The 12,264-nt window shown below is 75.2% G+C and carries 11 protein-coding genes; 3 read left to right on the forward strand and 8 right to left on the reverse strand.

Annotated elements, in window-relative coordinates:
• Positions 1 to 85: 85 nt before the first annotated feature.
• Both J5X07_RS07225 and J5X07_RS07230 read right to left on the reverse strand, forming a co-directional pair.
• Entirely contained in the window at positions 86 to 802 is a 717-nt protein-coding gene (locus J5X07_RS07225; protein ID WP_243896573.1) for a response regulator, read from the reverse strand.
• Positions 803 to 888: 86 nt separating this feature from the next.
• The gene (locus J5X07_RS07230) at positions 889 to 2,241 is read right to left on the reverse strand and encodes a sensor histidine kinase (RefSeq protein ID WP_208479165.1); all 1,353 of its coding nucleotides are present in this window, start codon (positions 2,239 to 2,241) and stop codon (positions 889 to 891) included.
• Positions 2,242 to 2,378: 137 nt separating this feature from the next.
• On the opposite strand from J5X07_RS07230, the gene J5X07_RS07235 reads away from it, so the two are divergent.
• From J5X07_RS07235 to J5X07_RS07245, 3 genes are all read left to right on the forward strand, one after another.
• Positions 2,379 to 3,734, forward strand: coding sequence for a hypothetical protein (locus tag J5X07_RS07235; protein WP_208479167.1), 1,356 nt, complete (start codon positions 2,379 to 2,381; stop codon positions 3,732 to 3,734).
• A gap of 68 nt (positions 3,735 to 3,802) precedes the next feature.
• Positions 3,803 to 6,040: a PspC domain-containing protein gene (locus J5X07_RS07240; protein WP_208479168.1), complete on the forward strand. Its 2,238-nt coding sequence runs from the start codon at positions 3,803 to 3,805 to the stop codon at positions 6,038 to 6,040.
• A gap of 116 nt (positions 6,041 to 6,156) precedes the next feature.
• Positions 6,157 to 6,783, forward strand: coding sequence for a hypothetical protein (locus J5X07_RS07245; protein WP_208479170.1), 627 nt, complete (start codon positions 6,157 to 6,159; stop codon positions 6,781 to 6,783).
• Positions 6,784 to 6,799: 16 nt separating this feature from the next.
• Here the strand turns inward: J5X07_RS07245 and J5X07_RS07250 are convergent, their stop codons facing one another.
• From J5X07_RS07250 to J5X07_RS07275, 6 genes are all read right to left on the reverse strand, one after another.
• Positions 6,800 to 7,381 carry a DJ-1 family glyoxalase III gene (locus tag J5X07_RS07250; protein WP_208479172.1) on the reverse strand — a complete coding sequence of 194 codons (582 nt, stop codon included), beginning with the start codon at positions 7,379 to 7,381 and terminating at the stop codon, positions 6,800 to 6,802.
• Positions 7,382 to 7,523: 142 nt separating this feature from the next.
• The gene (locus J5X07_RS07255; RefSeq protein ID WP_124932567.1) at positions 7,524 to 8,054 is read right to left on the reverse strand and encodes an NAD(P)H-dependent oxidoreductase; all 531 of its coding nucleotides are present in this window, start codon (positions 8,052 to 8,054) and stop codon (positions 7,524 to 7,526) included.
• Complete coding sequence (locus J5X07_RS07260; RefSeq protein ID WP_208479174.1) at positions 8,051 to 8,821, reverse strand: ABC transporter permease; 771 nt, start codon at positions 8,819 to 8,821, stop codon at positions 8,051 to 8,053. The genes J5X07_RS07255 and J5X07_RS07260 overlap by 4 nt, the downstream gene beginning before the upstream one ends.
• On the reverse strand, positions 8,818 to 9,984 hold the full coding sequence (locus J5X07_RS07265; RefSeq protein ID WP_208479176.1) for an ABC transporter substrate-binding protein: 1,167 nt from the start codon (positions 9,982 to 9,984) through the stop codon (positions 8,818 to 8,820). The genes J5X07_RS07260 and J5X07_RS07265 overlap by 4 nt, the downstream gene beginning before the upstream one ends.
• The gene (locus J5X07_RS07270) at positions 9,981 to 10,811 is read right to left on the reverse strand and encodes an ABC transporter ATP-binding protein (RefSeq protein WP_208479177.1); all 831 of its coding nucleotides are present in this window, start codon (positions 10,809 to 10,811) and stop codon (positions 9,981 to 9,983) included. The genes J5X07_RS07265 and J5X07_RS07270 overlap by 4 nt, the downstream gene beginning before the upstream one ends.
• Positions 10,787 to 11,884, reverse strand: coding sequence for an acyl-CoA dehydrogenase family protein (locus tag J5X07_RS07275; protein WP_208479179.1), 1,098 nt, complete (start codon positions 11,882 to 11,884; stop codon positions 10,787 to 10,789). The genes J5X07_RS07270 and J5X07_RS07275 overlap by 25 nt, the downstream gene beginning before the upstream one ends.
• Positions 11,885 to 12,264 lie beyond the last annotated feature (380 nt).

The raw sequence follows: 12,264 nt of genomic DNA on the forward strand, positions 1-12,264 counted from the left end.
CCCCCGCCCTCCCCCCCCCCCCCCCCCCGGGCCCGCCCCGCGCCCCCGCCCCGGGGGCCCCGCCCGCGGGTCCGCCTGGCACGAGTCACACGATGCGGCGGGCCACCGCCCATCGGGTCAGCTCATTGCGATTGGACAGCTGGAGCTTGCGCAGCACCGCCGAGACATGCGTCTCCACCGTCTTGATGGAGATGAACAGCTCCGAGGCGCACTCCTTGTAGGTGTAGCCCCGGGCGATGAGGCGCATGACCTCGCGCTCACGGGCCGAGAGCCGGTCGAGCTCGGAATCGGCCACCGCCACCTCGCCCGCCCCGGCCCCGAAGGCGTCCAGGACGAAGCCGGCCAGGCGCGGGGAGAAGGCCGCGTCCCCGGCGGCCACGCGGCGCACCGCCTGGGCCAGGTCCTCGGTGGAGATCGCCTTGGTGACGTACCCGCGGGCACCGGCGCGGATGACGCCGACGACGTCCTCGGAGGCGTCCGAGACCGACAGGGCCAGGAAGCGGGTGCCGGGCACCTCGTGGCAGGCGGCCACGACCTCGGCGCCTCCCCCGCCGTCGCCGCCGGGCAGGTGCACGTCCAGCAGGACGACGTCGGGGCGCAGGGCGTGGACGGCGGCGATGGCGCCCTCGACGTCGTCGGCCTCGGCGACGACGTCGAGGTCCGGGGCGTGGGCGGTCAGCTCGGCGCGCACCCCGGTGCGCACCAGGGCGTGGTCGTCGACGACCAGGACGCGCAGGGCAGGGCCCTCCTGGCACTCGACGCGGGGGTCGGCGGGATCGGTGGAAGGGGGTGGGGTGGTCATGGGAACTCCTGTCTTTCTCAACTCTTCCTCGATGCTCGTCAGCGCTTCCGCGGTGCCTGCGGCGCCTCCGCGGCGCGCCGGCGGTCTCAGTCCGGGGCGGGCAGGACCAGGTGGACCTCGGTGCCCCGCTCCAGGCGGCGCAGGCGGGCCTGGCCCCCATGGCGCTCCATGCGGGCGATGATGGACTCCCGCACGCCGTGGCGGTCGGGGGCGATCTCGGCCAGATCCTCCAGCTCGAAGCCCTCACCGCGGTCACGGATGAACACCTCGGTGCCCCGGGCCCCGGCCTCCACGTAGAGGGAGACCGGCGGGGCGCCGTGGCGCACGGCGTTGGACAGCGCCTCGCGCGCCGCGGCCACCACCGCCTCGGTGGAGCGGTCGGGGACGCGGTCGCCGACGCAGACGGCATCCACCGCCACCCCGTAACGGTCCTCGATCTCACCGGCGAGATCCTGGAAGGCCTCGGCCACCGAGGCGCCCGGCTCGGGGCGGTCGGTGTAGAGCCAGGCCCGCAGCTCGCGCTCCTGGGAGCGGGCCAGGCGGGCGACCACCTCCGGCTCGCCCGAGCGCCGGCGGATGAGGGTGAGGGTCTGGAGGACCGAGTCATGCAGGTGGGCGGCGATATCGGCGCGCTCGGCCTGGCGGGCCTCGGCGGCGCGGGTCTCGGCCAGGGCGCGGTTGGTGCGCAGCCACAGGGGCGCCAGCACCAGGCCGATGCCCACCACCAGGGCACCGCCCGTGAGGCCGCCGGCCAGCAGCGCTCGTGGCGGGGTCTCGGAGGCCGCCCACAGCACGATGCCCACGGCGGCCAGCACCACTCCCCCCGCCAGGCGCAGCCCGGCGCCGGGGCGGCGCGCCGGGCCGGTGAGCGCATCGGCCTGGGACCAGGCCAGGGCCGCCCCGGCCACGATGATGACCAGGGGCAGCAGGACGCCGCCGTCCCGCAGGCCACCGGTGCGCCACAGGGCGGCCAGGCCCGCCATGGCCAGGAGGGCGCCTCCGCCCAGGGCCGTGCCCAGGCGGTGCGGGACGGCGGAGCCCGCGGTGGGGCGTGGGGCCAGGCGCCGGCGGGCCGGGGCGGTGGTGCCCCAGGCCTCGGCCCAGGGGTCGCCCGCGGGCACCGCCACCCACAGCAGGAGGTAGAGCAGCAGGCCCGCGCCCCCGGCCAGGGCCAGCAGGACGGCGGCCAGGCGCATCTGCCTCACCGGCAGGCCCAGGTGGGCCCCCACTCCCGCGCACACCCCGGCGAGGAGGGCGGGGCGGCGGGAGGAGGCGGGCTCGGGCGCTGGGACGTGGAGCGGGGCAGGGGCCAGGCGCCGCCCGGGGCGCCGGAGCGGCAGGCGCCGGGAGGCCGGGGCGGCGGGGCCGGACGGCGCGGCGCGGCTGGCGGGGCCCTGTGGACCGGCCTGCCCCAGGACGCGGCCGGGCTGCGTCGTCATCATGGCCTCATCATGCCCCCATCCCGTCCGGATGCGGGCCCCAGGGGCCTGGATCAGGGGAGGCCCGCCCCGATATCCGGGGCCTATCAGGGGGTTCCCTGATCGCGCGGCCAACGGGCGCGGCGCAGGATGAGGGCATGGATGACAGCGCCCCGCACCACCACATCCCCTCCTCCCCGACCGGCGGCCCCGCCCCAGGCGATCCCCCGCATCGCCTGGACCAGGTCGCGGGACCCCACCAGCGCCCCGGCCCAGGCGGGCGCATGGGGCCCGGACGGCGCCTGAGCCTGGTGGTCCTGGCCCTGTCCCTGCTGGCCACGGCCCTCCTGTGCCTCCTGCTGGCGCGCGGCGCCGTCGGCCTGGTCAACGGGGGCCTGCTCCTGATCGGCCTGCCGGTGGCGATCCTGGGTGCCGGGATCATCGTCAGCGGGCTGCGGCGCCGCCGCGGCGGATGGATGAGCCTGCTGGGCTGGCCCGCCCTCCTGGTGGCCCTGCCCGTCCTGGCCCTGGGGGCCGTGGTCCCCACCGCGGTGCGGGCCATCCCGCCCCGGGGGATGGAGCAGGCGGTGGGACGGACCACCTACACCTGGCAGGACCTGGTCGAGGCCGGCAGCGGGACGAGCCGGGAGCTGCCGGTGGTCGCCGCGGGCGAGGTGGTCCTGGACCTGCGCGAGATGCCGCAGGAGGCCCGGGGCGCCGAGGCCGGGGACCTGGCACTGAGCGCGATCGATGTGGAGCTCGGCGCTGGCGAGGTGCGGATCCTGGCCGGCGAGGACGCCCCCATCACGGTGGAGGCCGAGTCCTCCAGGGCCAGGTTCTCGGCCCGCGTGCCCCAGGCCTGGTCCATTGACGAGGCGGTGAGCCATGGCGCCGGGGACCGGGGCGGCTGGGATATGTGGGACACGGATGTCCCGGACGTGTGGGATGAGGACGAGTACACGCCGGACGGCTCCCCCGCCCGGATGACCACCAGGTCCGAGGGCGCGCTGGACTCGGCGGTCCTGCGCTCACCGGCCGCGCAGTCCAGCGGCACGGGTCTGACGGTGCGGGCGCGCCTGGGTGCCGGCCGGATCATCGTCAACGGCCCCCAGGAGGTGACCTGGGAGGGGGACGCCTCCCAGGAGGTGTGGGTCGTGGAGTACTGGCGCGATGAGACCGGGCGGATCCATCTCGATGACCATGACCTCGTCGTCCCGGGCATGACCCACCCGGCGATCGGCGCCCGCAGGGCGCAGCAGTGCGTGGAGCAGGCCCGAGGCGCCGCCTCCAGCACCGCCGATGATGACGCGCCGTGGGACTCCGATGAGGACCGGGACCACTACGACCGCGACTGGGAGGCGTGGGAGGACCTCGATGAGCTCACCGCCGAGCAGAGGCGGGCCTACAGCGACTGCGCACGGCAGGCCGCCACGGACCAGGGGCAGGCGGCCACCGCCAGTCCCGCGCCCAGCCCCGCGCCATCAGCCGCGCCCTCGGCCAGCGCCACTGACTGACCCCGCCACCGCAACCCGAGCATTCCCCCACCCATGTTGACGACAACGACGACCTTCAGGAGCCAGCCATGAGCGCCGATGACCCCCAGCACCCCTCCCCCGGCGACGGCGGCGCCGAGCACCGCGACGGTGCGGATCGGGGCGCTGCGGCCTCCACGCCGCCCCACCAGCCGGCCGATCACCCGGCCGATCATCCGGCTGAGGACCGCCCGGCGCCCGACGGCCACCATGCCGGCCAGCACCGCCCGCAGGACCGGCCCGGTCCGGGCAGCCAGGCGCCCCCGGGCGCTGAGGCGCCCGGCGACCCGCGGATCAACCCCTTCGCCACGGCGCCCGGCGGCGCGGGGGGTCCGGGCCGGGGCCGCACCCCAGAGGCGCTGAGCGGCTTCTTCGCCTCCATCCGCCGCTCCGGCCTGGTGCGCACCCAGGAGCGCTGGGTGGGCGGAGTGGCCGGGGGCGTGGCCCGCCGCCTGGACCTCGACCCGGCCCTGGTGCGCTGCGTGTGGGTGGTCATCACCGTCATCTCAGGGCTCGGCCTCATCGTCTACGGCCTGGCCTGGGCCCTGCTGCCCGAGGAGTCCGACGGGCGCATCCACGCCGAGCAGGCACTGGCCGGGAGCTTCGATGCGGGCCTGGCGGGGGCGATGGGGTCGATGGCGATCGGTCTGCCCCTGCTCGACGGCGGCCTGGTGCCCACCTGGTACGTCGAGGCCTGGGGCCTGCCGGTCTTCGGCGGCCTCCTGTGGGGCCTGTTCTGGATCGGCGCTCTGATCCTGGTGATCGTGGGCTGGACCAACTACTCCAAGGATCGCGGCCGTCGCGGTCCCGCCCAGCGCCCGGCGCCCTTGAGCGCTCAGGCCTCCGGCGGTTGGCCAGCGCCGAGCCCTGAGCCTGCCGCGCACCACGGGTCCGCGGCGCACCCTGGACCCGGTGCGGGGATGTCCCAGGCCGCGGCCGGCCACCAGCCTCACGGCGCAACGGCTCCGCCTCTCGGCGCCGCGCCCTCCCCCGTGCCCCGACCCACGGCTCACCCCAGCGCCGCCTATCCCGGCGCACCGGGGCCTGTGAGGCCGGGACACCGGCCTGGGCACAGCCCCCGGCCCCCGCACCGCCCGGGCCCTGGCCGGGGCACCAGCCTGGCTGTCCTGGGGCTGGTCCTCCTGGCCTGCGCCGGCGCGCTGCTGGCGCTCAGCTCCGGGGCCCTCGGCGTCGTGGAGAGCCTGATCTGCCTGATCGGGGCGGTGCTCATCATCCTGGGCGGGGGGACCATTGCCAGTGCCCTGCGGCGGCGCCGGGGCGGCTGGATCGCGGGCGTGGGCGTGCCGGTGCTCCTGCTGGCGGTGCCCGCCCTCACCACGGGACTGGTCCTCCAGCATCGGGCCCACTGGCAGCAGGACGAGGTGATCGTCGAGGGGAGCGAGACGGTCTACACCTGGGAGGACCTGGTCTCCGGCACCGAGCAGATCCAGGAGCTCAGGAGTGGCGCGGATGCCATCATCCTGGATCTGCGGGATATGCCCGCTGAGGCCAGCGGTGCGCACAGCCTGTCGGTCGAGCTGGTGACGGGCAGGCTGCAGGTCCTCACCCACCCCGGCCGCTCCCTGCGGATCACCTCCGAGACCGGGGCGGGAGCCGTGAGCGCCGACCTCGTGAGCCAGTGGCGCGCCACGAGCGACAGCGCCATCCCCGCTCTCAGGCTCCAGCCCTCCAGCACCGAGGACTACACGCTCTCCGGAGAGCGGATCACCCGGTACGCCGCGGAGTCGGCCGGGCCGGGCAGGGAGGTGGCGCTGACCTCGCCCGCGGCGCAGGCGGCCGGCCCCGCCCTGACGATCGACGTCGAGATGGCCGCGGGCGTGCTCGAGGTCACCGAGGTGCCGGAGGAGACCACGTGGACGGGCGACCCCGCCCAGAAGGCCTGGGTGGTCAGCACCTGGACCGATGCCGACGGCACCCGGCACAGCGGGCTGGGCGTCTCGCCCGTGCCCGGGATGGAGCACCCCGCCATCGGCGCCGACATCGCCGCCTCCTGCCTGACGGGCACGAGCCTGGAGGACCGCGACGGGGACGAGGCCTGGGAGGACCTCGATGAGCTCTCCGCGGCCGACCGCGAGCGCTATGAGGCCTGCGTGTCCCGCAGGGTGCAGGAGGCGGGCGCCCCATCCTCCCCCGGTGATGCCAGCAGTGCTGAGCCGAGCGAGCGGCCCAGCGCCACCGCCGCACCCACTGCGGATCCCGGCGCCGAGCCGGGCGCGGGCACCGGCCAGTCGGCCTCCGCCGAGCCCTCGGCCTCGCCGACCCCGTGAGGCCCTCGGGCGCCCGCAGGCGCCCCGGCCCTCGACGTCAACCACCGACACAGACCCGCAGGCACGAGCCCCGCGGGCAGACCCCGAGCAGACCCTGCAGACAAGGAGTGAGGACCATGAGCGATACGCATGAGGCCCGCAGCAACCCCCGTTCCCCCGAGGCCGAGCCGACCACGCAGCCCGAGGCCGAGCCGACCACGCAGCCCGAGGCCGAGCCGACCACGCAGATGGCCACGGGGATGGCCACTGAGGCGGCCGGCGGGCCGACGACCGAGGTGATCACCGCCTCGAGGACCGACGCGACCGCCGAGCCGAGCCCGGGAGAGGTGCGGAGCAGCCGGGAGGCCCAGACCTCCGTCCTGCCCGCCGATCCCCGAGAGCCGGCGGTGGCCGCCGAGGCGCAGCCCCCGGGTGGCACGGCCCCGGGCAGCGCCGCCCGCAGCGCCGGGGAGCGCCGGGCACCGCAGGGTCCCGGCGCGCCGCTGGGTGGGCCGGATCCGCAGGCTCAGGATGCGGTGTGGTCGGCCAGGACCGTGGCGGGCGCAGGTGCCGCCGAGCCCCGGGGGATGAGCCCGGCCACGCTCGTGTGGGGCGCGATCCTGCTGCTGGTGGGGGTGCTGCTGGTGGTTGTCGGCCTGGGGGTGCGCGTCGATCTGGTGAGCACCGGGATCGTCATCCTGGCGGCGGCCGGCGCGGTGCTGCTGGTCATGGCGCTCATCCCCCGGCGCGGCTCGCGCTCCTGAGGCCTGCGCCCGCCTGTCAGCCCTGGTGGACGATGGCGGCCTTGAGCCCCTCCACCGCCTCGTCCCCCAGGTAGTGGCGCACGATCTCCAGGCCGAAGTCGATGGCGGTCCCCATGCCCCGGGAGGTGATGATGCTGCCGTCGATGACGACGCTCGCCTCGCTGGTGCGGGCGCCGTTGTCGGCCAGGACGCCGAGGAAGGCCGGGTTCGACGTCGCCTCACGGCCCTCCAGGAGGCCCATCTCGGCCAGGATGGAGGGGGCGGCGCAGATCGCTGCCACCGGGCGTCCGGCCTCGACGCGGGAGCGGACCTCGTCCATGAGGCGCTGGCAGGCCTTGAGGTTGGGGGTGCCGGGCAGGCCGCCGGGCAGGACGAGCATGTCGTAGTCGGCCAGGTCCGCCTCATCCAGGGTGCGGTTGCCGGTGACGATGATGTCGTGGGAGGACACGACGGCGCGGTCCTGGGTGACCGAGATCATGTCGGTGGCGATCCCGGCGCGGAAGAGCAGGTCCACCACGGCCAGCGCCTCGACCTCCTCCAGGCCGGGGGCGATGAAGACCGCCACTTTCTTGTCGGTGGTCGCCTGGAAGTCGGGCATGGCTCCTCCTGGATGATGGGCTCGTCGAGCGGCCGATGGCCTGTCTGCGCACCCTATGCGCCCGCGCAGCCGCGCGGAAGGCCCCGTGGGCCGCTGCCGGCCGGCAGGGGCGCCCTGAGCGGCCCCGCCCGGCACCGGAGGCTCACGCGCTCAGCGCCAGGAACCTGATGAGCTCTTGCGAGGAGGCCCTCACCCGCTCACCCAGCTCGGGCCCCGGGGCCTGCCCCTGCCACTCCTCCGCGGTGACGAACAGGGCGCTGGGCAGGACGACGGCGCGAAGGGAGGCGAGCATGGGGCGCAGGCTCTGGTCCAGGACCAGGGTGTGGCGCTGCGTGCCGCCGGTGGCGCCCATCAGGATGGGCAGGCCCCTGAGCGAGTCGCGCGGCAGCACGTCCAGGAAGCACTTGAGCAGCCCGGAGAAGGAGGCGTTGATGGTGGGGGTCAACAGGACCAGGGCGTCGGCGCTGCGCACCAATTCGATAGCCCGGTGCACCGGTGGGCAGGCCTCGCCGGTGATGAGGGCGGTGACCACGTCCGTGGCGATCGTGCGCAGCTCGATGTGCTCCACGGCGGTGCCCTGGCGTCGGCGCCCCACCTCATCGGCGATGAGGCGCCCCAGGCGGCTCGTCCCGGATGCGGGTGCGTGCCCCGCCGATACGACGACCAGTCTCATGAGCGCTCCTGCCTTTCGCGTCGAGTCGCCAGCGCCCAGCGGGCGACGGAGTCGATGAGGTATCCCAGGGTTCCGATGACGACGATGAGGGCGGTGATGTGGTGGTAGGCCAGCTGGTCCTTGGCGTTCATGATCTGGTGGCCCAGGCCGGAGGTCACCCCCAGCATCTCCGCGGGCACGAGGACCACCCAGGCGATGCCCAGTGCCTGGCGCACCCCAGCCAGCAGCGCCGGACGGGTGGTCGGCCAGGTCACCCATCGCAGCGCCTCGATGCGGGTGGCTCCCAGGGAGCGGGCCACGGCCAGGTGGCCGGGGCTGACCCGGCGCACGCCGTCGGCCACCGAGCTGAGCACCGGCCACACGGCCCCGGCGGCCACCAGGGCCACCACGGGCGGATCCCCCACGCCGAAGGCGATGATGACCACCGGTGCCCAGGACAGTGGCGAGACCATCCGCAGGAACAGCAGGGTCGGGGCCAGGGTGCGGTCCACCGTCGGCCGGGAGCCGATGAGCACTCCCCCGGCGAATCCCACCGCCACCGCCAGGGCCAGCCCGCACAGGAGGCGGAAGACGCTGGAGGAGGCGGCGTTGAGGAGCACGCCGTCGGCGGCCAGCTCCACCAGGCCGGTCACGGTCCTGGTGGGCGAGAACTGCTGGACCAGGGGGCGGGAGCGGAACAGGATGTCGGTGGCCAGCCACCACAGCCCGACGGTGGCGGCCACACCCGCCACGGGGGCCAGGAGCCGGGCTGTGGTCGTGATGCTCATGGCCCGACCTCCTCGGTCCGCTGCGGCACCGGCGCGCCCGTGCGCTCCAGGGCCGCCCGCACGAAGGCGTCGTCGACCAGCTCGCGGTGGGCGCGGGCGGGATCCAGGCCCTCCAGGAAGGAGCGATCGCCCTCGACGCCGGTGCGGCCCAGCATGTCCACCAGGGCGGTGGTGTAGGACTCGTGCGGGAAGGCGCTGAAGCCCAGCCTCTGGCCGTGCCAGTCGGGATGGCTGGCACGGGCGGGGGCGGGGCGCTCCAGGGCGCGCTCGACGGCGGACCGGGCCTGGGGCAGGTAGCCGCCGCTGGTGAGCAGGGAGGCGGCCCGGCCCCGGTTGCCCTCCAGCCAGGCCTGGGCGGCGATGAGCCCATCGACGATCCCCTGGACCGCCTGGGGGGAGGAGTCGATGAGGTCCTGGCGCACCACCAGGCCGCAGCAGGCATGGTCGCGCCACACATCGCCCAGCAGCCTGCTCACATGGCCCACCCCCTGGAGCTCGGCCACCGCCCCGAAGGGGTCGGCCACGGTGAAGCCGGCGATGGCACCACTGGCCAGGCCCGAGACCATCTCAGCCGGGGGCATGACCACCAGCTCGACCTCCTGGGGCCCGGCGGTGGTGCCGATGACCGGCTGCAGTCCCCAGGAGGCCAGGAGCCGCTGGATGATCACGGAGTGGATGGACCACCAGTACGGCACCGCCAGGCGGCCGCCCGCCAGCTCGGCCGCCTGGGCCTGCGGCTGAGCACCGGTGCTCGGCTCAGGGCCGGCGGTGACCATGCAGGAGCCATTGGTGTGCCCCCAGGCGATGACCCGGATGGGTGCGGATGCGGCGAGCCTGAACTGCAGGGCCATGGGCATGAGCATGTGGACCACGTCCACCTCGCCCACGAGGATGGCCTGGCCCAGGGCGTCCCAGGAGCGGAAGAGGACCGGGGGCGCCGAGGCCACGCCCGCATCCGCCCACAGGCCGCGCTCGTGGGCGATGAGGAGGGCGGAGGCATCGGTGATCGGCAGGTAGCCGACCCGCAGGGGCCGTCCCAACAGGCTGTCGGAGCCCTGGTCCTGGGGGGCGAGGGCGCGCCAGGCGCCGTGGCCGCCCAGGGCCGCCACCATCGAGGCCGAGCCCAGTCGCCCCGCCAGGGCGAGTGCGTCGCGTCGTCTCATCGTCCTGCCTTCCTCTGCTCATCGGCGGGCCCGGCCCGGTTCTCGGATGCAGCGGATGCCGTGGTCCACCCCTGCGCCGCCTCTTCCCGCTCCGCCCCGGCCGTGGGGGCCGTGGATGCCGTGGAGTCATAGGCCTGCCGGATCGGCGTGCGCAGGGGGTGGGCCAGGGCGGCGGACTGGTCCGCGGCCGGCTCGGGATTGGACCAGCGGCCGGTGATGGAGCCTGCCGAGATGAGCACGAGCTCGTCGGCCAGGACGAGGGCCTCATCCAGATCGTGGGTGACCAGCACACTGCTCAGGCCCCGGGATGTCAGCTCGCGGCGCAGCCACAGCTGCAGGTCCGAGCGCGTGGCCGGGTCCAGGGCGCTGAAGGGCTCATCGAGGATGAGCAGGTCGGGGCGGATGGCCAGGGCCCGGGCGAAGGAGGCGCGCTGCGCCTGGCCGCCCGAGACCTGGTCGGGGTAGGCCCCGGCCACGGCCGTGATGCCCAGCAGGTCGAGCAGCTCGTCGACCAGCGCCTCGTCCGGCTCGTTGGCCCGCAGCCGCTGCCCGAAGCCCACATTCTCACGGATCGTCAGCCACTCGAAGAGCAGCGGCTGCTGGCGCACCACGCCCTCGCGCAGGCGCGCGGCCGACCACTCGATGCTCCCCGAGCTGGGGCTCAGCTCCCGGGTAAGCAGTCCCAGGAGCGTTGACTTGCCCGCGCCGCTGGGCCCCAGGACCGCCGTCTGGCGCCCTCGGGCGATCTCCAGGCTGACATCCTTGAGCGCATCGACGCCGCTGTAGGCGACCCCCACGTGATTCAGCTGAGCGACGACAGTTCCCACCGCAGGTGTCCTTCCGACGGCGACTGCACGGGCAGGAAGGCGGCCTCGCGCAGGCGCCGCGAGGCCCCCGAGGCCAGGCGGTACCCGCGCCCGCCGGCCAGGGTGGCCTCCAGGCGGGTGGCGCGCACCGCCAGGTCGGCGGCCTGGAGGCGGGTCTCCAGGACCTCCCGGGCGCTGGCCGCGCCCACGTCGGCCACCAGGGCCCGCCATCGGTGCTGATGAGTCACGACGTCCTCGCGCAGCCGGGTGAGGTCGGCGGCGAAGACGGAGCCGGCGGCGCTGGAGGCGCTGGTGGCACGGCCCAGGGCGGCTTCGGACTCGCCCAGGGACCGCTGGGCCAGTCCCACGCAGAAGGAGGACTGCAGGGCGAGCATCGTGGGCTTGAGCCCCTGGGCGAAGGCGGCCAGGTCCCTGCTGATGACCTGGTCGGGGCCGACGACGACGCCCTTGAGGGCGACGCTGCCCGAGGCGGTGGCGTCCAGGGCCAGCAGGCCGGTGACCGGGGAGACCTCGACCTGCTCGACCGGCAGCCAGGCGACCACGGTGCCGTGGGGCGTGCGGGCCGGGACCACCATGATGGAGTCCTCCAGGAGCAGGGAGACCCAGGGGATGAAGCCGCTCAGGCGCCAGCCCTCGCCCTCGGGCTCGGCCCTGACCGCCAGGTCGCCCACGCCCGCCAGCCATTTCAGTCCCGCGGCCATGGCCGTGGCCCCGAAGCGGTGCCCGGCCCGCAGGTCGGCCAGGACCTCCTCGGTGGCCGGGCTGCGCCCGCCGCGGGCCAGGTACTCCTGGACCATGCGGTGGGCCCACAGGGCGAAGGCGGTGGTCATGCACTCCGTGGCCAGGGCGGCGATGAGGGCTGCGGGGGCGCGCACGTCGTCGGCCCGGGCACTGCCCGCGATGCGCTCCTCGACTCCCAGGTCCAGCAGACCGGCCTCTCCCAGGCCCTCCAGGAGGCCGCGGGGGCTGCGGGTGGCGGCATCGACCTCGGAGGCCCACTCGCCGGCCCGGTGGGTGAAGGGGGTGAAGGAGTCGTCGAATGAGGTGGTCGAGGAGCTGTGGTTCAGGGTCATGATCACTCGTTCCTGCTCGGTGGAGCGGTAAGTCGGGTCAGGGGTGGTGCGGGCAGGGCCTGCCCGTCTGAGGGCTCGACGGATCAGGGCGTGCGGGCGATGAGGGGCGCGGGCCGTCCCGAGCGGTGCTCACAGGTGCTCACCAGCACTCGCCGACGGCGGGCGGGGAACGGCGGGTGGATCCGCGGGGGCCGGGGCGCCCGGCAGTGGGGCGGGCAGCAGATGCGGGGAGCGGTGCCCGCCTTCACCGCCCCGGCGGCGCCAGCGGGGGCTGAGCCCGACGAGGCACCGCCTCGACCTGCGGGCTGGCGTGACGGCGGGCACAGGAGCAGGCGCAGCGGCCACCGGTTGATTGCTGGCGCGCCGCGACCGGTGCTGCC

Origin of the sequence: Actinomyces bowdenii (assembly GCF_017592395.1) — a bacterium.
In the GTDB taxonomy this organism is placed as follows: Bacteria; Actinomycetota; Actinomycetes; order Actinomycetales; family Actinomycetaceae; genus Actinomyces; species Actinomyces bowdenii.

Excerpts from the sequence above, each read along its gene's own strand:
- J5X07_RS07245 (WP_208479170.1), top strand. The coding sequence starts at position 6,157 with ATGAGCGATACGCATGAGGCCCGCAGCAACCCCCGTTCCCCCGAGGCC.
- J5X07_RS07250 (WP_208479172.1), bottom strand. The coding sequence starts at position 7,381 with ATGCCCGACTTCCAGGCGACCACCGACAAGAAAGTGGCGGTCTTCATC.
- J5X07_RS07225 (WP_243896573.1), bottom strand. The coding sequence starts at position 802 with ATGACCACCCCACCCCCTTCCACCGATCCCGCCGACCCCCGCGTCGAG.
- J5X07_RS07260 (WP_208479174.1), bottom strand. The coding sequence starts at position 8,821 with ATGAGCATCACGACCACAGCCCGGCTCCTGGCCCCCGTGGCGGGTGTG.
- J5X07_RS07230 (WP_208479165.1), bottom strand. The coding sequence starts at position 2,241 with ATGACGACGCAGCCCGGCCGCGTCCTGGGGCAGGCCGGTCCACAGGGC.
- J5X07_RS07240 (WP_208479168.1), top strand. The coding sequence starts at position 3,803 with ATGAGCGCCGATGACCCCCAGCACCCCTCCCCCGGCGACGGCGGCGCC.
- J5X07_RS07275 (WP_208479179.1), bottom strand. The coding sequence starts at position 11,884 with ATGACCCTGAACCACAGCTCCTCGACCACCTCATTCGACGACTCCTTC.
- J5X07_RS07255 (WP_124932567.1), bottom strand. The coding sequence starts at position 8,054 with ATGAGACTGGTCGTCGTATCGGCGGGGCACGCACCCGCATCCGGGACG.
- J5X07_RS07265 (WP_208479176.1), bottom strand. The coding sequence starts at position 9,984 with ATGAGACGACGCGACGCACTCGCCCTGGCGGGGCGACTGGGCTCGGCC.
- J5X07_RS07235 (WP_208479167.1), top strand. The coding sequence starts at position 2,379 with ATGGATGACAGCGCCCCGCACCACCACATCCCCTCCTCCCCGACCGGC.